Here is a 19,767-nt window from a genome sequence, read left to right as displayed (position 1 = left end):
CCGCGTCTCCCGGCCCATGCGACGACGAAACCCCCGATCCCCGGCATTTTCGCCGGGAGGCGGGGGTTCGTCGTCGTGAAGCAGCCGCTTACTGGTCGTACGGAATGTCGTCCAGCGGGACGGCGCGACCGGTCGGCTCGGCGTAGGTGTCCTCCGCACCGTAGAAGCCCTCGCCCAGCGAACCGAACAGGGCGGCGGCCTGACGGGCGGCCTCCTTGGTCGGCTCCACCGCGATGTTGCGGTAACGGGAAATGCCCGTGCCGGCCGGGATCAGCTTGCCGATGATCACGTTCTCCTTCAAGCCGATCAGCTTGTCGGAGCGCTTGTTGATCGCGGCATCGGTCAGCACCTTAGTCGTCTCCTGGAAGGAGGCGGCCGACAGCCACGAATCCGTGGCCAGCGAGGCCTTCGTGATGCCCATGATCTCCAGGCGCATCTGGATGGCCTTGCCGCCCTCGGCGACCGCCTGACGCGACGCGGCCACGGCCTCCGAGTGCTCCACCAGCGAACCCGGCAGGAACTCGGTCGAACCGGAGTCGATGACGGTGACGCGGCGCAGCATCTGACGGACGATGACCTCGATGTGCTTGTCGTGGATGGCCACGCCCTGGTCGCGGTAGACCGACTGGACTTCCTCGATCAGGTGGTGCTGCACGCCGCGGCGACCGCGGATGCGCAGAACCTCGTGCGGGTCCGCGGCACCCTTCATCAGCTGCATGCCCATCTCGATCGTGTCGCCGTCGCGGATGGCGCGGCGGCGGCCGTCGACGGTGATCTCGGCGAGACCCTGGCGCTTCGACAGCTTGTCGAAGACGACCTCGTCGGAACCGTCGTCCGGGACGATGGTCAGCGTGAAGAAGTGGTCGTCCTCCTCCAGGCGCACGCGACCGGTGGCCGTGGCCAGCGGGGCGCGGTTCTTCGGCACGCGGGCCTCGAACAGCTCCTGGACTCGGGGCAGACCGCCGGTGATGTCGCCGCCGACGCCGCCCTGGTGGAACGTGCGCATGGTCAGCTGGGTGCCCGGCTCACCGATGGACTGCGCGGCCACGATGCCCACGGCCTCGCCGATGTCGACCATCTTGCCGGTGGCCATGGAACGGCCGTAGCAGGTGGCGCAGACGCCGGTCGGCGTGTTGCAGGTCAGGACCGAGCGGACCTTGACGGTGTCGATGCCGCGGGACAGCAGATCGGTGATCTCCTCGTCGCGCAGGTCGGTGCCGGTCGGCAGGATCTCGTTGCCGCCGGCGTCGACGACCGGGGCCGCCAGGTAGCGGGCGATCGCCGAGGTCTCGACGTACTGGGCGCGGCGCAGCTCGCCGGTCGGCTTGCCGTCGGCGCCGAGCACGTGCTCGCCGATGGTGACGTCGACGCCGGCGGTGGTGCCGCAGTCCTCCTCGCGGACGATGACGTCCTGCGCGACGTCCACCAGACGACGGGTCAGGTAACCCGAGTCGGCGGTGCGCAGGGCGGTGTCGGCGAGGCCCTTGCGGGAACCGTGCGAGTTGTTGAAGTACTCCAGAACCGACAGACCCTCACGGAACGAGGTCTTGATCGGGCGGGTGATGTACTCGCCTCGCGGGTTGGTGACCATGCCCTTCATGCCGGCCAGGGAGTGGATCTGGCCCATGTTGCCGGCGGCGCCGGACTTCACGATCATCGGGATCGGGTTGTCGTCGGGGTACAGGCCCTCGACCTTCTCGCCGACCTCCGCGGTCGCGGCCTTCCACAGATTGACCAGCGACTCGTGGCGCTCGGCCGCGGAGAGCTTGCCGCGGCGGAACTTCTTCTCGATCGTGTCGGCCTTCTGCTCGTAGGAGTCCAGGATCTCCTTCTTGTTCGGCAGAACCAGAACGTCCGACATGGCAATGGTGACGCCGGAGCGGGTCGCCCAGTAGAAACCGGCGTCCTTGAGCTTGTCGACGGTCTGCGCGACGGTGATCATCGGGTACTTCGACGCGAGGTCGTTGATGATCGCCGCCTGCGGCTTCTTGGCCATGACGCCCTCGACGTACGGGTAGTTCCACGGCAACAGCTCGTTGAACATGACCCGGCCCAGGGTGGTCTTGGTGGTCCAGATCTGGCCCTTCTCCCAACCGTCGGGGAAGTGCTCGGCCTCGACGTCGGCCGGCGGACGCAGGTGCGAGATGCGCACCTTGATCGGTGTCTGCAGGCCGATCGCGCCCCGGTCGTACGCCATGATGGCCTCGGCCGGGGAAGCGTAGATGCCCTGCTCCGGCTGATCCTCGGTGGCGTCGGCGTGGGCGCCCGGCTGCTCGGGCTTCTCCAGCGTCAGGAAGTACAGACCGGTGACCATGTCCAGTCGCGGCATGGCCAGCGGCTTGCCGGATGCCGGCGACAGGATGTTGTTCGAGGACAGCATGAGGATGCGGGCCTCGGCCTGCGCCTCCGCGGACAGCGGGAGGTGCACGGCCATCTGGTCACCGTCGAAGTCGGCGTTGAACGCCTCACAGGCCAGCGGATGCAGCTGAATGGCCTTGCCCTCGACGAGCACGGGCTCGAAGGCCTGGATGCCCAGGCGGTGCAGGGTGGGGGCACGGTTGAGCAGCACCGGGTGGCCGGTGATGACGTCTTCGAGGACGTCCCAGACCTCCGGGCGCTGACGCTCGACCATGCGCTTGGCCGACTTGATGTTCTGCGCGTACTCCTTGGCCACCAGCTCCTTCATGACGAAGGGCTTGAACAGCTCGAGTGCCATCAGCTTCGGCAGACCGCACTGGTGCAGCTTCAGCTGCGGGCCGACGATGATGACCGAACGGCCCGAGTAGTCGACTCGCTTGCCCAGCAGGTTCTGGCGGAAGCGGCCCTGCTTGCCCTTGAGCAGGTCGGACAGCGACTTCAGCGGACGGCTGCCCGGACCGGTGACCGGGCGTCCGCGGCGACCGTTGTCGAACAGCGCGTCGACCGACTCCTGCAGCATGCGCTTCTCGTTGTTCACGATGATCTCGGGCGCGCCGAGGTCGATCATGCGCTTGAGGCGGTTGTTGCGGTTGATGACGCGACGGTAGAGGTCGTTGAGGTCCGAGGTGGCGAAACGGCCACCGTCGAGCTGCACCATCGGGCGCAGCTCCGGCGGAATCACCGGGACGCAGTCGAGGACCATGGCGGCCGGGTCGTTGCCCGACTGCAGGAACGCGGCGACGACCTTCAGGCGCTTGAGGGCGCGGAGCTTCTTCTGGCCCTTGCCGTCGCGGATGATCTCGCGCAGCGACTCCGCCTCGGCGGCGAGGTCGAAGTTGCGGATCAGCGTCTGGATCGCTTCGGCGCCCATGCCGCCGGTGAAGTAATCCTCGTAGCGGTCGACGAGCTCGTTGTAGATGCCCTCGTCGATGACCATCTGCTTCGGCTCGAGCTTGATGAAGGTGTTCCAGATCTCGTCGAGGCGGTCCAGCTCGCGCTGGGCGCGCTCGCGGATGTGCTTCATCTCGCGCTCGGCGGCGTTCTGCACCTTCTTGCGGGCGTCGGCCTTCGCGCCGGCGGCCTCGAGCTCGGCGAGGTCCTCCTCCAGCATCTGGGCACGCTCGGCCAGCTCCTGGTCGCGGTCGTCCTCGACCATCTTCTTGTCGACCAGCATGTCCGCCTCGAGGGTGGTCTGGTCGTTGTGGCGGGCCTCCTCGTCGACGGAGGTGATGATGTTCGCCGCGAAGTAGATGATCTTCTCGAGATCCTTCGGCGCCAGGTCCAGCAGGTAGCCCAGGCGCGACGGAACGCCCTTGAAGTACCAGATGTGCGTGACCGGCGCGGCCAGCTCGATGTGGCCCATGCGCTCACGGCGAACCTTCGACTTGGTCACCTCGACGCCGCAGCGCTCGCAGATGATGCCCTTGAAGCGGACGCGCTTGTACTTGCCGCAGGCGCACTCCCAGTCACGGGTCGGGCCGAAGATCCGCTCGCAGAACAGACCGTCCTTCTCCGGCTTGAGGGTGCGGTAGTTGATGGTCTCGGGCTTCTTGACCTCGCCGCGCGACCAGCGGCGAATGTCGTCTGCGGTGGCGAGCCCGATCCGAAGCTCGTCGAAGTTGTTGACGTCGAGCACCTGTTGTCCCTTTCCCCCGGACGTGGTCACGGGGTTTCGTGAGTGTGCGTGAATGTGCGTACTTGAATTGGGTTGTTTCGTGCGAGCGGGGCGCGCCCGCGCCGAATGCCGCGGTTAGGCGGTATCGACGTCGGAACGCTCGTCGCGCGACAGGTTGATGCCCAGAGAGGCCGTGGCGTGGTCCAGCTCGTCGTCGTCGGTGGAGCTCAGCTCCACCGGGACGCCGTCGGCGGACAGCACCTCGACGTTGAGGCACAGCGACTGAAGCTCCTTCAGGAGCACCTTGAACGACTCCGGGATACCCGGATCCGGGATGTTCTCGCCCTTCACGATCGCCTCGTAGACCTTCACGCGGCCGACGACGTCGTCGGACTTGATGGTCAGCAGCTCCTGCAGGGTGTAGGCGGCGCCATACGCCTGCATGGCCCACACCTCCATCTCGCCGAAGCGCTGGCCACCGAACTGGGCCTTACCGCCCAGCGGCTGCTGCGTGATCATCGAGTACGGGCCCGTGGAACGCGCGTGGATCTTCTCGTCCACCAGGTGGTGCAGCTTGAGCATGTACATGTAGCCCACCGACACCGGGAACGGGAACGGCTCACCGGAGCGGCCGTCGATCAGCTGCGCCTTGCCGTCGGCGTTGACCAGGACGTCGCCGTCGCGGTCCGGACGGGACGACGCCAGCAGGCCGGCGAGCTCCTCGTTCTCCGCGCCGTCGAACACCGGGGTCGCCACGAGGGAGTCCGCCGGAACGTCGTACAGCTCCTTCGGCAGACGCTTGGCCCATTCCGGGTCGCCTTCGATGGTCCAGCCGGCCTTCGCCAGCCAGCCGAGGTGCACCTCGAGGACCTGGCCGATGTTCATTCGGCGGGGCACGCCGTGGGTGTTCAGCAGGATGTCGACCGGCGTGCCGTCCGGCAGGAAGGGCATGTCCTCCTGCGGCAGGATCTTGCCGATGACGCCCTTGTTGCCGTGGCGGCCGGCCATCTTGTCGCCGTCCTGGATCTTGCGCTTCTGGGCGACGTAGACGCGGATCATCTCGTTGACGCCCGGGGCCAGATCGTCGTCGTCCTCGCGGGAGAACACGCGGACGCCGATGACCTTGCCGGACTCGCCGTGCGGCACGCGCATCGAGGTGTCGCGCACCTCGCGGGCCTTCTCGCCGAAGATGGCGCGCAGCAGGCGCTCCTCCGGGGTCAGCTCGGTCTCGCCCTTCGGGGTGACCTTGCCGACGAGGATGTCGCCGTCGCGGACGTCGGCGCCGATGCGGACGATGCCGCGGTCGTCGAGGTCCTTGAGCATGTCCTCGCCGACGTTCGGGATCTCGCGGGTGATCTCCTCCGGGCCCAGCTTGGTGTCGCGGGCATCGATCTCGTGCTCCTCGATGTGGATCGAGGTGAGGATGTCCTCCTCCACCATGCGCTGGTTGAGGATGATCGCGTCCTCGTAGTTGTGGCCTTCCCACGGCATGAACGCCACGAGCAGGTTCTTGCCCAGCGCCATCTCGCCGTTGTCGGTGCCCGGGCCGTCGGCGATGACCTGGCCGGCCTCGACGCGGTCGCCCTCGTCGACGAGCGGCTTCTGGTTGTAGCTGGTGCCCTGGTTGGTGCGCTCGAACTTGCGCAGGATGAACGTGTGACGCTGGCCCTCATCGTCCATGACGGTGATGAAGTCGGCGGACACGGTCTCGACCACGCCGTCGCACGGGGCGATGATCAGGTCACCGGCGTCGTAGGCGGCGCGCTGCTCCATGCCGGTGCCCACGAACGGGGCCTCGGCGCGCAGCAGCGGCACGGCCTGACGCTGCATGTTCGCGCCCATGAGGGCACGGTTGGCGTCGTCATGCTCGAGGAACGGAATCATGGCGGTGGCGACCGACACCATCTGGCGCGGTGACACGTCCATGTAGTCGACCTCGGTGGCGCGGACGACCTCGACGTCGCCGCCCCTCTTGCGGACCGGCAGCGTGTCGTTGACGAACTGGCCGTCGGCGTCGACGGGCGTGTTCGCCTGGGCGACGACGTAGCGGTCCTCCTCGTCGGCGGTCAGGTAGTCGACGTCGGTGGTCAGCTTGCCGTCGACGACGCGACGGTACGGGGTCTCGATGAAACCGAACGGGTTCACGCGGGCGTAGACCGACAGCGAACCGATCAGGCCGATGTTCGGGCCTTCCGGGGTCTCGATCGGGCACATGCGGCCGTAGTGCGACGGGTGGACGTCGCGGACCTCCAGGCCGGCGCGCTCGCGCGACAGGCCGCCGGGACCCAGCGCGGACAGGCGGCGCTTGTGGGTCAGACCCGACAGCGAGTTGTTCTGGTCCATGAACTGCGACAGCTGCGACGTGCCGAAGAACTCGCGGATGGCCGCGGAGACCGGACGGACGTTGATCAGGGTGGTCGGCTGGATCGACTCGACGTCCTGGGTGGTCATGCGCTCGCGGACGACCCGCTCCATGCGCGACAGGCCGACGCGGACCTGGTTCTGGATGAGCTCGCCCACGGTGCGCAGGCGACGGTTGCCGAAGTGGTCGATGTCGTCGACCTCGACCGGGACCTCGCGGCCGTCCGGGGAGGTCATGGTCTTCTCGCCGTCGTGCAGGCGCACGAGGTACTCGATGGTGGTGGCGATGTCCTGCTCGGTGAGGACCATCTCGCCGACGCCGTCGCCGCCGAGTCCCAGCTTGCGGTTGACCTTGTAGCGGCCGACCTTGGCCAGGTCGTAGCGCTTCGGCTTGAAGAAGTTGTTCTCCAGCAGGGCCAGCGCGGACTCGCGCGTCGGGGGCTCGCCCGGGCGCTGCTTGCGGTAGATCTCCAGGAGGGCTTCGTCGGTGTTGGCGACGCCGTCCTTCTCGAGGGTCGACATCATGATCTCGGAGAAGCCGAAGCGCTCCTTGATCTCTTCCGTGGTCCAGCCGAAGGCCTTGAGCAGCACGGTGACCGGCTGGCGGCGCTTGCGGTCGATGCGGACGCCGACGGTGTCCCGCTTGTCGACGTCGAACTCCAGCCACGCGCCGCGCGACGGGATGATCTTCACGGAGTGGAGGGGGCGCTCGGTCGACTTGTCGATGGTCTCGTCGAAGTAGACGCCCGGGGATCGCACGAGCTGCGACACGACGACGCGCTCGGTGCCGTTGACGATGAACGTGCCCTTGTCGGACATCATCGGGAAGTCGCCGATGAAGACCGTCTGCGACTTGATTTCGCCGGTCTCGCGGTTGGTGAACTCGGCCGTGACGTACAGCGGCGCCGAGTAGTTGATGTCCTTGTCCTTGCATTCGTCCACCGTGTTCTTCACGGAGTCGAACCAGGGGTCGGACAGGGTGAGGGACATCTTCTGCGAGTAGTCCTCGATCGGGGACAGCTCGTCCAGGATGTCCTCGAGTCCACTGGTGACCTGAGCCCCTTCGCCGAGTTCCTCCTGGCGGCGGGCGCGCCACTCGGGCGTGCCGATGAGCCATGCGAACGACTCACGCTGCAGATCGAGAAGACCCGGAACCGGAATCGGCTCGCTGATCTTCGCGAAAGAGTACCTCTTCGAAGCTCCGGGAATACCGGCCACTGCCTTGGTCTGGCGGGAGACTGCCAAGATGGGTCCTTCCAGCACCTCACGCGGGTGGGGCGCCGGCAACCGGTGGCGCGCCCTTCCGCTTGGTTTTAAGCGTTTGGTTTGCAGGAATCACACGGTGGCGGGCAGAGCCTTGCGGACGATGCTCGTCGGGAACGGGGCGGGGGTGGCAAAACACCAGTTCATGGGCTTTGCGACGCCACCGTGGTTCCAGACGGCACGTCAAGTGGGGACACTACGACACACCTAATTCCAGCGCAACGACTCAGCCTATACCATCACAGGCCGCAAGTCCACCGGATATTGCGTGCGCGTGTCCGGCCGACATCCGGACGGTGAGCGTTCGATGTCGGCGAGGTGTATTCGACGGGACCCGGGGCCGCCGGATCGGAGGCGGGGTGAGCGGCCGGATCGGATCAGGGCCGGGGCGCTGGATCGCCGGCCTCGAGGGTCCATTTCCGTTCGCGGGTCTTTTCGCCCGCTGCACCGCCGCGCCGTTTCCGGTCGTTTTCGCGGGTGCGTTCGTCGGGCCGGAAGGCGCCGACGGTTCCGCCGAACGCCAAGATAGCACCGATCACCAGAAGCGCAATCGACCACGGGCGCACGGGCGTCGTGTCGGCGACGTCGAGCGCCTGCTGCAGCAGTCGGGCCGAGGCCTGTTCATCGACGCCGCCGACGAAGCGCAGCAGCGTGCGCAGCCGCTCCCCCTCGCGGGTCTCCCAGCGCAAGTCCAGGTCCTCGTGGATGCCCACGACCATGCCGCTGTCCGGTTCGACCAGCCAGTCGCGGGTGCCCTGGTACATGAGGAAGCCCGTCTTGTCGTCGGCGAAGATCTGCGACATGTTCGACCGGTACAGCGCGGCCAGGTTCGTCGGTTCGATGGTCTGGCGGTAGCGCATGACCTCGTTGCCGCCGATGTCCTCGGTGCCCGCGTACTCGGCGGGCACGGTGCGGCGCAGGAAATCGTCGAACACCGGGTAGGTTTCCTCGCCGGCGCCGGCCGGGAACTTCACCCAGTACCCCTCGACGGGCACCTCGATGGGCACGCCGGCCATCTGGTCGGTGAGCATCGCCGGACCCAGGAATTCGCCACCGAGACGGTCGATGGTGAACGTCCAGATCGAGGCGTCGACGAGTTCGAGGATCGGGTCGGTGCCCATCACCTCGGGCGGCAGCTCGCGGGTCGTCGCGGCGCCCAGGCGCACCGACACCCGCTGCTCGTCGGCGGGCTGGATCAGCTCGCCATGGAACTGACGCCGAACCGGGCCGACGGCGTCTTCCCTGCCGCCGTCCGGCGACAGCTTCGTGGAGACCGCATCCTCCGCCCGCAGGGTGTATGTGGTGTCCGGCAGATCCAGGGGGATCTTCGGATCATCGGAGATCAGGCGGGGCAGGAAAGCGCCGGCGGCGATCATCGCCGCGCCGAGACCGATGATCAGGACGGCAATGATGCGCGAACGGGGAAGCATGCGCACCATCCTACTCAGCCGTCACTTCCCCACCGCACGAATACCCCATGCAAAATGACCGGACCCCGCCGGCATGCGATTGGCATGCGGGCGGGGTCCGGCGAAAAAGCTGGCGCGGGGATGCCGCGGCGCAGGTTCCTTACTTGAGGGAAACCTTGGCGCCGGCCTCCTCGAGCTTGGCCTTGGCGGCCTCGGCGTCGTCCTTGGACGCACCCTCGAGGATCGCCTTCGGGGCGCCCTCGACCATCTCCTTGGCCTCCTTCAGGCCCAGGCCGGAGACGAGCTCGCGGACGGCCTTGATGACGCCGATCTTCTTGGCGCCGGCGTCCTCGAGCACGACGTCGAACTCGTCCTTCTCCTCGGCGGCGGCGGCACCGGCGTCGCCGGCACCGGCGGCGGCCACGGCGACCGGAGCGGCGGCGGTGACGTCGAACTCCTCCTCGAACGCCTTCTTGAACTCGGTCAGCTCAACGAGGGTCATCTCCTTGAACGCCTCGAGCAGCTCCTCGGTGGTGTACTTAGCCATGATGTGTCTCCTGTGAAGTCAAGTGCGGCGTGAACCGCGGGGTGCGGGCCCGGTCGGGGCACGCGGTGTGGGGTCTGTGGTGCCGGTGCTCTACTGCTTCTTCTCCTCGAGCGCCGCGGCGAGGCGGGCGACCGAGGAGGTGGGGGCATCGAGCAGGCCGGCGACGTTCGCCAGAACGCCATTGAAGGCACCGGCCAGCTTGGCCAGAGTGGTCTCGCGGTTGTCCATGTCCGCGAGGGCCTGGAACTGCGCGGCGTCCATGGCCGCGCCATCCATGTAGCCGCCCTTGATCACGAGGTTCTTGTTGTCCTCGGCGAACTTCTTGATCGCCTTGGCCGCGTCCACGGCCTCGCCCTTGATGAAGGCGACGGCGGTCGGTCCGTTGAGGTGCTCGTCAAGACCCTCGACGCCCGCCTCGGCGGCGGCGAGCTTGATCATGGTGTTCTTGGCGACGGAGTACTTCACGTCGGCGCCGAGGGCGCGACGCAGCTCGGTGATCTCCGCGACGGACATGCCGCGGTACTCGGTGAGAACGATGGCGTTCGACTCGTCGACGTCCTGCTTGAGGGCCGCGACGGCCGCCTGCTTAACGGCGTTGACTGCCATGGGTACTCTCGCCTCCTTCCTGATGTGTCGTGGGTTCGACGCCGGATTCGGTGCGAAACGACGAACGCCCCGGGCGCAAAACGGCCGGGGCGTGAAAAGAGGCGCGGCGATGCCGACGCGGTTTCACGACTCCAAGTCATCCTGCGCGGGCCGTCAGCGTGTGCGCTGAACCTTCATCCTGGAAACCAGGAAACCGGCGGTCTTCGGTGAAACTTGAGTCTCCGACTTCCCGAAGGAGCCGGTCAAACTTCATTGCGGAACCTTACACGCCGGGGTCCGCATCTCCAAAATCGTCGGCGCGACCGGTCTTGCGGTCTCCCCCGCAGCCGGGCCCCGACGTGGCACCCGCCCCGCCCGTCGCTTGTCGCCCCGACTCACGGTTCAGTTCCGCTGCCCGGGTCAATTCCTCCGCGATGCGCCGGTCGTCCTTTTCGCGACCGTGGACGGCGATTTCGACGTCGGCGAAAAAGCACAGCAACTCGGGGTCGCCGGCCATGAGCACCCGGTCGGCGAACCGTCCCGGCAGCCGGGGAAACGCCAGGGGGTGAGCGCCCGGCCCGACCGCGTCGAGCACCGCCACGGCGAGCTGCAGCCCGGTGGCCAGCACCCGGTCGGCTCCGTCCACCCGTTTGTGCAGATGCTTGACGACGTCGCGCAACTCCACCGCGTCCATCCGGACCAGTGCCCTCAGCACCCGGAGCACGACCACCCGCGACGCCGCATCACCCGCCAGGGCCCTGTCGACCGACTCCTCCAGCAGCGTCGCCACCGGACCGTCGTCGCCGAGGCCCAACCGCACTTCCGCGAGAAAAGGCTCGGCCGCCACGCGAACCGACGGCAGATCCCGGACATCGTCGTCGAGTCCGGCGAGAGTAGCTTCCAGCTCCTCGAGCACGAACCCCGAACCGTCGTCAAGCTCCGCCAACCGAAGGATCGCCCGAAGCGCGGACGCCTCGCGGGCCCCGCTCTCCTCTCGATCCCCTCGGGGCTGACCCCCGGGTCGGCCGGAACTAGTGTGCATGGGAAAAACATATGCGCCCGACGGGGCCGCGGGGGCCGGAATGACGCAAAAACCCGGCCCGCGCGAAAAAGCGCGGGCCGGGTCCGGAGCCGAAGCGGGGCATCACCCCCGCAGGAGACTTACGCCTCCTCGGCGCCCGTGTAGTTCTTCACCACGGAGGAGTCGACCGGGATGCCCGGGCCGTTGGTGGAGGACAGGGTGATCTTCTTCAGGTACTTGCCCTTGGCCGCGGACGGCTTCAGGCGCAGCAGCTCGTCGAGCAGGGCGCCGTAGTTCTCGGCCAACTGCTCGGCGGTGAAGGAGGCCTTGCCGATCAGGGCGTGCAGGTTCGACGCCTTGTCCACGCGGAAGGAGATCTTGCCGCCCTTGACCTCGGTGATGGCCTTGGCCACGTCGGTGGTCACGGTGCCGGTCTTCGGGTTCGGCATCAGGCCGCGGGGGCCCAGGACGCGCGCGACGCGACCGACCTTGGCCATCTGGTCCGGGGTGGCGATGGCGACGTCGAAGTCGGTCCAGCCGCCCTGGATCTTCTCGATCAGCTCGTCGGTGCCCACGAAGTCGGCTCCGGCCTCCTCCGCCTTGGTGGCGTTCTCGCCGGCGGCGAAAACGGCGACGCGGACGGTCTTGCCCGTGCCGTTCGGCAGGGAGACGGTGCCGCGGACCAGCTGGTCGGCCTTGCGCGGGTCGACGCCCAGGCGGATGGCGACGTCCACGGAAGCGTCGTACTTCTGCGAGGAGGTCTCCTTGACCAGCTTGGTGGCCTCGATCGGCGAGTACAGACGACCGGCGTCGATCTTCTCGGCGGCGGCCTTGTAGGCCTTGGACTGCTTGCTCATGGTGATTCCAATCTTCTCGTTGGAGTTGTGGTGCGGGCCGAAGCGGGCCCTGCCACGGTCAATGGACGCCACCCCGGGGTGCGGGGCGGCGCGGGGGGGATTACTTGCCCTCGACGACGATGCCCATGGAGCGGGCGGTGCCGGCGATGATCTTCGCACCGGCCTCGATGTCGTTGGCGTTGAGGTCCGGCTTCTTCTGCTCGGCGATCTCGCGGCACTGGTCCATGGTCACGGTGCCCACCTTGTCGGTGTGCGGGACGCCGGAGCCCTTCTGCAGGCCGGCGGCCTTCAGCAGCAGCTTCGCGGCCGGCGGGGTCTTCAGCGTGAAGTCGAACGAGCGGTCCTCGTAGACGCTGATCTCGACCGGGACGACGTTGCCGCGCTGGTTCTCCGTGGCGGCGTTGTACGCCTTGCAGAACTCCATGATGTTGACGCCGTGGGCGCCCAGGGCCGGGCCGACCGGCGGGGCCGGGTTGGCCTGGCCGGCCTGGATCTGCAGCTTGATGATCGCCTGGAGCTTCTTCTTCGGGGGCATCGGGGACCTTCTTCCTTGTTACCGGGCTCGCCGCCGCCATGATGCCGGGGCCTGCGGCCACCCGTCCGGATGCCGACCGCGCACGGCCAGCCACCGGGGATGAAAAAAATTCGTCGCGCGCCGGTTGGCGCGCGACGGATGACGTTACCCGGCTACGGCCCGCCGCCAAAATCGCGGCGGGCGCGGGGCGGGCGCGGAGCAGGCCCGGGCGGCCCCGCGGCGGACCGGGGGGCGTGCTACGTGAGCTTCTCGACCTCGTCCAGGCCGAGCTCGACCGGGGTCTCGCGGCCGAAGATGGACACCAGCGCCTTGATGCGGCCCGTGGCGGGGTCGATCTCGGAGATGGTGGCGGCCACGGAGGCGAACGGGCCGGACAGGATGGTGACGGACTCGCCGACCTCGTAGTCGATGGCGACCTTGTCGTCCTCGGCCTTGGGGGCGGCGGCGACGGACAGCTCGGCGGCGTCGCCGGCCTGGGCGCCCTCGGCGGCGTCGGCGGTGACGGTTTCCTTCGGCATGAGGAACTTGGCGACCTCGCGGATCTTCACCTGGGTCGGGTGCCCCTCGGAGCCGACGAAGGACGTCACGCCCGGCGTATCGCGGACGACGGACCACGACGGGTCGTCGAGGGACATGCGGACGAGCACGTAGCCGGGCAGCAGCTTGCGCTTGACGGTCTTGAGCTTGCCGTCCTTGCGCTCCTGCACCTCCTCGATGGGGACGATGACCTCGTGGATCTGCTCCTCGACGCCCAGGGTCTGGGCGCGCATCTCCAGGTTGGCCTTCACCTTGTTCTCGTAGCCCGAGTAGCACTGGATGATGTACCAGTCGCCCTTGCGGCGCTTGAGCTCGCGCTGGAACTCGCGCAGGCGCTGACGGTACTCGGCCTCCGGGTCGACTTCCTGCGCCTCGGCGGCGTCGTCGCCACCCTCGGCGCCTTCGGCGGCGTCGACGGCGCCGGCCGCCTCGAGGCCCTCCGCGGCGTCCTGGCCCGCGCCCTCGGCCGCGGCGGTGGCGGCGTCGCCGGAGTCGGCCTCGGCGGCCTCCTTCGCGGCGTCGATGATCGCGTCGCCGATGGGGCCGGTCTGGCCTTCGGCGTCGGAGAAGATGTTCTGACCGTCGTTCATTCGGTGCGACCCTTCCAGTCTGTGCGCAGCGAGTGCGCCGTGTCCGTGTGCGTCGCCGCGGGGCAGCTCGGCCGTTGCCGCGGCGGACAATGCAAAAGATAATCCCGCCTACCGCTTGGTGCGGTGGCGGGATGAAACATCGTTGTCGGCGAGTATACCTTACCCGCTGAAGATCGCCTGAATGCCCATGCCGGCGAGGGTGTCGACGCCCCACACCAGGGCGACCATGAACACCAGGAACAGCAGGACGACGATGGTGGAGACGACCATCTGCTTGCCGGTGGGCCAGATGACCTTGCGCATTTCCGCGATGACCTGCTTGACGAAGGTCACGGGGTTGCGGGTGCCCAGGCGCTCTTCGTCGTTGCGCTTGACCGGGCGGCTGTCCCTGGCCACGGTGGGGGTGGCACCTGAAACCTGGCGCTTGCCCGTGGGGCGCGCTGCTGCGGTGGTGCTCTTTTCCTCGGCCACGTCTCTCCTCGAGGGGGTTTCCGGCTTAAGGGGTATTTGCAGGGGCGACAGGACTTGAACCTGCAACCTGCGGTTTTGGAGACCGCTGCTCTGCCAATTGAGCTACGCCCCTTCGTCGCACGGAATCCGTGCAACGGTGTCCCACCCTAGCACGCGGGCTAGCCGGGGATGGTGAACGTGGTCACCAGTAGCGATGGGGGGGATCGAACCCCCGACCTCACGATTATGAGTCGTGCGCTCTCACCATCTGAGCTACATCGCCCCGCATTCTCACTCGCCCGACGCTGCCGTGGTGGCTACTGCCGAACAAAAGAATGGAGCCCCCTGACAGAATCGAACTGTCGACCTTTTCCTTACCATGGAAACGCTCTGCCGACTGAGCTAAGGGGGCATGGCAACTAGGTTCGCGCTTGCGGCCTTGTGGACCCTCGGGCGCTCCCTGCGAAGCCGAGAGAAAGATTAACCCGACCTCGACAGCATACACAAATCAGCAGGCCAGACCACGAATCGAGGCTGATTTTCGCGCATAGCGGCGGCACATTCAGGCCGCTTCCGCGTTCCCTTTCCCCGAGTCTCGTCGGCACCTTTCCGCGCGTCGCCTCCCGGCCTTTCTCGCGTGACGACGACGCACGTCCCCGACGTCGCAAAGCAGGGCCCGGGTGCGCACGCGAAAGAACCGGGGCCCGGATCACTGTCGCGATCCGGGCCCCGGTTCCGTGTGGTGCCAGATGATGGATTCGAACCAACGAAGGCAATGCCGACGGATTTACAATCCGCTCCCTTTGGCCGCTCGGGCAATCTGGCGTGCACCTCATGGGTGCGAAAGGAATGCTACCCAGAACTTCCCCGGGGCACCAAATCCGCTGGCGGCGGCGACGTTCGTCATCGGCAAAACGGCCGCTGACGGGGCGCATCGGACGACGGTGGCCGCGATGGCCGCGACGGCAACTACGACGAAGCCGGCCCCCGGGACAGCGGGGGCCGGCTTTCACGTGTCCGCCGTCGCGAACCGGGTGCGGAAGAGCTACCCGACGCGGGCGATGGTGTAGTCGGCGACGTGGCGCAGGGCGTCCTTCGCCGGGATCTCGGGCAGATCGGCGATGACGGCCTCCGCCTCCTCCATGAGCTCGCGGACGAGCGCCAGCGCCTGCTCCGGTCCGGCGGAACGGCCGAGCAGGTCGAGGGCCTCCGCCACCAGGTCGTCGTCGGTGACGGGGCCGACGAGGATTTCGCGCAGCCGGTCGCCGACCGGGCCCTCCTCGCGCAGCGCGTAGAGCACCGGCAGGGTGAACACGCCCTCGCGCAGATCGGTGCCCGGGGTCTTGCCGGACTGCTCCGAATCGGAGGAGATGTCGATGATGTCGTCGACGATCTGGAAAACCAGGCCGACCAGGCCACCGTAGCGGGACAGGGCCTCGACGGTCTTCTCGTCCGCCCCCGCGTGCAGCGCGCCGAGATAACCGGAGGAAGCGATGAGCACGCCGGTCTTCTCCCGGATCACCTGCAGGTAGTGCTCCACCTGGTCGGCGCCTTCCGGGGCGCCGATGGATTCGCGCATCTGGCCGGTGACCAGATCCCCGAAGGTGCGGGCGAAGTGGGCGACGGTCTCCGCCCCCAGGCGCGCCAGCAGGCGGGAGGCGGTGGCGAAGAGGTAGTCGCCGGAGAGGATGGCCACCGAGTTGCCCCAGCGGGAGTTGGCGGACTCGACGCCGCGGCGCATGTCGGCCTCGTCCATGACGTCGTCGTGGTACAGGGTCGCCAGGTGGGTCATCTCGATGACCGTGGCGGCGGTGACCACGTCGTCGGCGTCGGGGCGGGGGCCGAACTGCGCGGAGAGCATGGCGAACATGGGGCGGAACCGCTTGCCGCCGGCGTCGGCCAGGTGACGCACGCGTTCGACCAGGAATTCCTCGCCCTTGCTGAGCTCGCCGATGAGCAGTTCCTCGCTGGCGCGCATGCCCTCGGTGACGACGCGCTCCAGCTCGGGGTCGCCGAGTTCGACGCTGGCGACGCGCTCGCCGCCGGTCCGCTGGATGCTCGGAGCGTCGGAAACGCTGGTTGCGCCGTTACGCATTCGGGTCCCGCCTTTGATTCGAATCGTCGTCGGTTCATCGGTTCGCGCGGGCGTCGCCGGAAGCGACCGACCGCGGCACGCGCCCGCGACGAGTGGCCGCGGCGAACCTGTGGATATGCCGAACATACCGTAATTCACCGGGGCTCATGCCCAATCATCAGGCCCCGCCCGACGGCGTCCCCCTCCCCTCCCGTGCCCGCGGCCCGTATAGCCTTGATGACCATGACCGCCCAGTCGCCGATTCCGCAGCACATCCCGTCCTCCGCCGATGTAGTGGTGGTCGGCGCCGGCCCGACGGGGGCCGCGGCGGCGGCGCATGCGGCGGACCGTGGGTTGGACGTGTTGTTGATCGACGCCCAGACCTTTCCGCGCGACAAGACCTGCGGAGATGGGCTCACGCCGCGGGCGATCGCGGAGCTGGAGCGCTTGGGGCTTGCCGACGAGGTGCTCTCCCGCGCCCGCAACCGCGGCCTGAAGCTCCACGGTTTCGGTGGTTCCATCACCGCCCCGTGGCCGGAGGGGGCGTTTCCCGCGGTCGGTTCGGCGGTGCCCCGGACGGTGTTCGATGCGATGGTCGTCGACCATGCGGTGTCTCGTGGCGCGACGTTGCTGGACGGGACTCCGGTCACGTCGGTGGAGCGGGGCCCGGGCCGCAGCGTGGCGGCCGTGTCGGTTCGGCTTGACGACGGCGCGCAGCAACGCATCGCCACCCGCTGGCTTTTGGTCGCCGATGGCGTGCGCAGTCCGGTCGGCAAGCAGCTGGGTCGGACGTGGCACCGGGACTCGGTGTTCGGCGTCGCCGCCCGGTCCTATTGCACGACGACCCGCGAGGAGGAGTGGATCCACTCCCACCTGGAGCTTCGCGACGAAGACGGCACGGTGCAGCCGGGGTACGGCTGGATTTTCCCGCTCGGCGGCGGTCGGGTGAACCTGGGCTGCGGCGCGTTGGCGACGTCGTCGCGACCGGCGAAGGTCAACGTGAAGAAGCTTCTCCACCATTACGCCGGGCAGGTCCGCGATGAATGGGGCCTGGGGCAACCGGAGGCGGTGACGTCGGCCCTGCTGCCGATGGGCGGGGCGGTCAGCCACATCGCCGGCCCGAACTGGGCGTTGCTCGGCGATGCCGCGGCCCTGGTCAACCCGCTCAACGGCGAGGGCATCGACTACGGCATGGAGTCGGCGCGGCTCGTCGTGGGCCTGCTGCGCGACGTCGCCGGAGATCCGGCGGGGCTGACTCATTCGTGGCCGGCGATGCTGCGCGACCATTACGGCGAGGCATACTCCCTCGCCCGCCGTCTGGCCGCCGGCCTGACGGTGCCGTGGCTGCTGCCCGCCGGCGGCCCGCTGACGCTCGGCGCCCCCTGGGGCGATGCCGTCATGGGCGCCGCCGCCCGCCTGATGGGCAACCTGATCACGCCGGAGGACCGGGATCTCACCGCCCGCGTGTGGCGCGCGGCGGGCAAGGCGTCCCTCGCGGTGGACTCCCGGCCTCCCTGGAGTTGACGCTCGCCGAGATCGGCGGCATCGGCACCGGCGAACCGGGGGCGGGGCATCGCCCAGGGGGATCGACGCCGAACTCGACCCGGGGACGCGCCACCGAGCAGGTGGGCGTCGTAAAGCGGAAAGCTACGCCGGTTTGACCGCCGAATGCAGCGCGGCGATGCCGAAGGTCATGTTCCGCCAACCGCATTCAGCCCACCCGTTGCGGTTGATCTCGCGGCCGAGTTCCTCCTGCCCGGGCCAGGCGCGGATCGACTCGGCCAGGTAGACGTAGGCGTCCGGGTTGGATGACACCGCCTTCGCCACCGCCGGCAGGGCGCGCATCAGGTACTCCTTGTACAGCTGGCTGAACACCGGCACCGTCGGCGTGGAGAACTCGCACACCGTCAGGCGGCCGCCCGGGCGAGTCACGCGGGCCATTTCACGCAGGCCGGCGCGGAAGTCGTGGATGTTGCGCAGACCGAAGCTGATGGTCACCGCGTCGAAGGTCCCGTCGGGAAACGGCAGGTTCATGCCGTCGCCGCACACCTTCGGCACATCGCGGTGGGCGCCGGCCTTGAGCATGCCCCGCGAAAAATCGCAGGCGATGACCGTGGCACCCGACTTCGACAGCTCCACCGTGGACACGGCCGTGCCCGCGGCGAGGTCGAGAACCAGCTCGCCGGGGGCCAGATCGAGGCGGCGCCCGGTCTCGCGACGCCAATGCGCGTCGATGCCGGCGCTGAGCACCGTGTTGGTGATGTCGTAGTTCTCGCCGACGCCGTCGAACATCGTCGCGACGTCGCGGGGGTCCTTGCCCAGATCTGCCCTAGCCACCCCGCCAGGCTACGCGGCGTTGCGGCGGCGCAGCGAACCGGGGTGGGCGCCGCTCACCGCCACGTAGTGACCCATGAGCTGCTCGCACAGCGCAGACCACGTGCGCTCGCGGACGGTGTCGCGGCACACCCGCCGCATCCGCTCGGCGCCCTCCGGGTCGCCCGGAAAAATGAGCCCGTCCACGGCCGCCCCCAGGTCCCGGACGAACGTCCCCGGCTCGAGCAGGTCGCCGTTGACGCCGGGGGTGATCAGGTCGCGGGGGCCGCCGGCGTTCGGGGCGATGGCCGGCACACCCGAGGCGTGGGCCTCCTGGACCGCCTGGCAAAACGTCTCGAAATCGCCGGTGTGGACGAACAGGTCCAGGCTGGCGAACGCCTGCGGCAGATCCTCGCCGGTGAGCTGGCCGGTGAACACGGCGTCGGGCATGCGCTTCTGCAGATCCGGGCGTTCCGGGCCGTCGCCGACGATGACCACCTGCACGTCACCGCGCTTCGACAGCTCGGTGAGACGCTCGACGGACTTCTCCGCGGCCAGGCGGCCGACGTAGCCGACGATCGGCTTGCCCTCCGGGCTCCACATCCTGCGCAGCGCCTCGGACCGCTTCGCCGGGTGGAAGCGGACCGCGTCGACGCCGCGGCCCCACTTGTGCACGTTGCGGATGCGGTGGCGTTCCAGGTCGGCGATGGTCGGCGACGACGGCGCCAGCGTGCGGGCGCAGGCGTTGTGGATGACGCGGGTCCAGGCCCACGCCGCCGACGACAGCCCCGCCAGCTTGTAGTTCTTGGCGAAACCGGCGACATCGGTCTGGTAGACGGCGACGGCCGGAATGCGCAGCGTCTTCGCGGTGAAGGCACCCGCCGCACCGAGGACGAAGGGCGACGCCAAATGGACGACGTCGGGCTTGAACTTGGCCAGCAGCGACGCCACGCGCGCCTCGGGGACGCCGATGGGCAGGGAATCGACCATCGGCACCATGACGGTGGACACCCGCTCGATGCGGAAACCCCGGTACGTCTCCTGCTCCTCCTGGAAGGGCCTGGCCCCCGGGGCGATCACCAGCGCCTCATGGCCGTGATCGTCCAGGTGCTCCAGGACCCGGAGGACGGAATTGGTCACGCCGTTGATGTTCGGAAGAAAGCTTTCCGCGACAATCGCAACTCGCATGCGT

Annotated in this window: 14 protein-coding genes and 4 tRNA genes; 1 reads left to right on the top strand and 17 read right to left on the bottom strand. The window is 68.2% G+C overall.

Translation table 11 applies throughout. The annotated features are described in order from the left end of the window. Positions 1-88: 88 nt before the first annotated feature. The 15 genes from CFREN_RS01485 to CFREN_RS01415 all read right to left on the bottom strand — a co-directional run bounded on the left by CFREN_RS01485 (position 89) and on the right by CFREN_RS01415 (position 16,283). Positions 89-4,054 (bottom strand): DNA-directed RNA polymerase subunit beta', encoded by a 3,966-nt coding sequence (locus CFREN_RS01485; protein WP_209654813.1) that lies wholly within the window; start codon positions 4,052-4,054, stop codon positions 89-91. Positions 4,055-4,168: 114 nt separating this feature from the next. After that, positions 4,169-7,657: a DNA-directed RNA polymerase subunit beta gene (gene rpoB, locus CFREN_RS01480; RefSeq protein WP_209654251.1), complete on the bottom strand. Its 3,489-nt coding sequence runs from the start codon at positions 7,655-7,657 to the stop codon at positions 4,169-4,171. Between the two features lie 377 nt (positions 7,658-8,034). Then, entirely contained in the window at positions 8,035-9,087 is a 1,053-nt protein-coding gene (pgfA, locus tag CFREN_RS01475) for a cell envelope lipid trafficking protein PgfA (protein WP_083291652.1), read from the bottom strand. A 139-nt stretch (positions 9,088-9,226) separates the two neighbouring features. After that, the gene (gene rplL / locus CFREN_RS01470) at positions 9,227-9,613 is read right to left on the bottom strand and encodes a 50S ribosomal protein L7/L12 (RefSeq protein WP_035121373.1); all 387 of its coding nucleotides are present in this window, start codon (positions 9,611-9,613) and stop codon (positions 9,227-9,229) included. A gap of 90 nt (positions 9,614-9,703) precedes the next feature. Beyond that, on the bottom strand, positions 9,704-10,219 hold the full coding sequence (gene rplJ / locus CFREN_RS01465; protein WP_070523274.1) for a 50S ribosomal protein L10: 516 nt from the start codon (positions 10,217-10,219) through the stop codon (positions 9,704-9,706). Positions 10,220-10,481: 262 nt separating this feature from the next. Next, positions 10,482-11,240 (bottom strand): hypothetical protein, encoded by a 759-nt coding sequence (locus CFREN_RS01460; protein ID WP_209654253.1) that lies wholly within the window; start codon positions 11,238-11,240, stop codon positions 10,482-10,484. A gap of 119 nt (positions 11,241-11,359) precedes the next feature. Further along, positions 11,360-12,076 carry a 50S ribosomal protein L1 gene (rplA, locus tag CFREN_RS01455; RefSeq protein WP_035121382.1) on the bottom strand — a complete coding sequence of 239 codons (717 nt, stop codon included), beginning with the start codon at positions 12,074-12,076 and terminating at the stop codon, positions 11,360-11,362. 100 nt (positions 12,077-12,176) lie between these two features. After that, complete coding sequence (gene rplK, locus CFREN_RS01450) at positions 12,177-12,611, bottom strand: 50S ribosomal protein L11 (RefSeq protein WP_070523280.1); 435 nt, start codon at positions 12,609-12,611, stop codon at positions 12,177-12,179. A 236-nt stretch (positions 12,612-12,847) separates the two neighbouring features. Then, positions 12,848-13,738 carry a transcription termination/antitermination protein NusG gene (gene nusG / locus CFREN_RS01445; RefSeq protein ID WP_070520818.1) on the bottom strand — a complete coding sequence of 297 codons (891 nt, stop codon included), beginning with the start codon at positions 13,736-13,738 and terminating at the stop codon, positions 12,848-12,850. 159 nt (positions 13,739-13,897) lie between these two features. Continuing rightward, positions 13,898-14,209 carry a preprotein translocase subunit SecE gene (secE, locus tag CFREN_RS01440; RefSeq protein ID WP_070520821.1) on the bottom strand — a complete coding sequence of 104 codons (312 nt, stop codon included), beginning with the start codon at positions 14,207-14,209 and terminating at the stop codon, positions 13,898-13,900. A gap of 39 nt (positions 14,210-14,248) precedes the next feature. Beyond that, a tRNA-Trp gene (locus tag CFREN_RS01435) sits at positions 14,249-14,321 on the bottom strand. A 76-nt stretch (positions 14,322-14,397) separates the two neighbouring features. Beyond that, a tRNA-Met gene (locus tag CFREN_RS01430) sits at positions 14,398-14,471 on the bottom strand. A 53-nt stretch (positions 14,472-14,524) separates the two neighbouring features. Further along, positions 14,525-14,600: transfer RNA gene (locus tag CFREN_RS01425), tRNA-Thr, on the bottom strand. A 328-nt stretch (positions 14,601-14,928) separates the two neighbouring features. Then, positions 14,929-15,013 (bottom strand) — tRNA-Tyr (locus CFREN_RS01420). A 220-nt stretch (positions 15,014-15,233) separates the two neighbouring features. Further along, positions 15,234-16,283: a polyprenyl synthetase family protein gene (locus CFREN_RS01415; RefSeq protein WP_070520824.1), complete on the bottom strand. Its 1,050-nt coding sequence runs from the start codon at positions 16,281-16,283 to the stop codon at positions 15,234-15,236. 222 nt (positions 16,284-16,505) lie between these two features. On the opposite strand from CFREN_RS01415, the gene CFREN_RS01410 reads away from it, so the two are divergent. Continuing rightward, the gene (locus CFREN_RS01410; protein WP_209654254.1) at positions 16,506-17,786 is read left to right on the top strand and encodes a geranylgeranyl reductase family protein; all 1,281 of its coding nucleotides are present in this window, start codon (positions 16,506-16,508) and stop codon (positions 17,784-17,786) included. A 123-nt stretch (positions 17,787-17,909) separates the two neighbouring features. On the opposite strand, the gene CFREN_RS01405 is transcribed toward CFREN_RS01410, so the two are convergent. Further along, positions 17,910-18,599 carry a demethylmenaquinone methyltransferase gene (locus CFREN_RS01405; RefSeq protein WP_209654256.1) on the bottom strand — a complete coding sequence of 230 codons (690 nt, stop codon included), beginning with the start codon at positions 18,597-18,599 and terminating at the stop codon, positions 17,910-17,912. A 9-nt stretch (positions 18,600-18,608) separates the two neighbouring features. Further along, the gene (locus CFREN_RS01400) at positions 18,609-19,763 is read right to left on the bottom strand and encodes a glycosyltransferase family 4 protein (protein WP_070520996.1); all 1,155 of its coding nucleotides are present in this window, start codon (positions 19,761-19,763) and stop codon (positions 18,609-18,611) included. Between the last annotated feature and the right edge of the window lie 4 nt (positions 19,764-19,767).

The organism is Corynebacterium freneyi (assembly GCF_030408835.1).
Taxonomy (GTDB): Bacteria; Actinomycetota; Actinomycetes; order Mycobacteriales; family Mycobacteriaceae; genus Corynebacterium; species Corynebacterium freneyi.
The sequence above is the reverse complement of the archived record's forward strand: the minus strand, read 5'-3'. Positions and strand labels throughout refer to the sequence as shown.

What these genes read in the sequence shown, in the direction of transcription:
- pgfA (WP_083291652.1), bottom strand. Translation starts at nt 9,087, where the DNA reads ATGCTTCCCCGTTCGCGCATCATTGCCGTCCTGATCATCGGTCTCGGC.
- rplL (WP_035121373.1), bottom strand. Translation starts at nt 9,613, where the DNA reads ATGGCTAAGTACACCACCGAGGAGCTGCTCGAGGCGTTCAAGGAGATG.
- rplJ (WP_070523274.1), bottom strand. Translation starts at nt 10,219, where the DNA reads ATGGCAGTCAACGCCGTTAAGCAGGCGGCCGTCGCGGCCCTCAAGCAG.
- CFREN_RS01460 (WP_209654253.1), bottom strand. Translation starts at nt 11,240, where the DNA reads ATGCACACTAGTTCCGGCCGACCCGGGGGTCAGCCCCGAGGGGATCGA.
- rplA (WP_035121382.1), bottom strand. Translation starts at nt 12,076, where the DNA reads ATGAGCAAGCAGTCCAAGGCCTACAAGGCCGCCGCCGAGAAGATCGAC.
- rplK (WP_070523280.1), bottom strand. Translation starts at nt 12,611, where the DNA reads ATGCCCCCGAAGAAGAAGCTCCAGGCGATCATCAAGCTGCAGATCCAG.
- nusG (WP_070520818.1), bottom strand. Translation starts at nt 13,738, where the DNA reads ATGAACGACGGTCAGAACATCTTCTCCGACGCCGAAGGCCAGACCGGC.
- CFREN_RS01415 (WP_070520824.1), bottom strand. Translation starts at nt 16,283, where the DNA reads ATGCGTAACGGCGCAACCAGCGTTTCCGACGCTCCGAGCATCCAGCGG.
- CFREN_RS01410 (WP_209654254.1), top strand. Translation starts at nt 16,506, where the DNA reads ATGACCGCCCAGTCGCCGATTCCGCAGCACATCCCGTCCTCCGCCGAT.
- CFREN_RS01400 (WP_070520996.1), bottom strand. Translation starts at nt 19,763, where the DNA reads ATGCGAGTTGCGATTGTCGCGGAAAGCTTTCTTCCGAACATCAACGGC.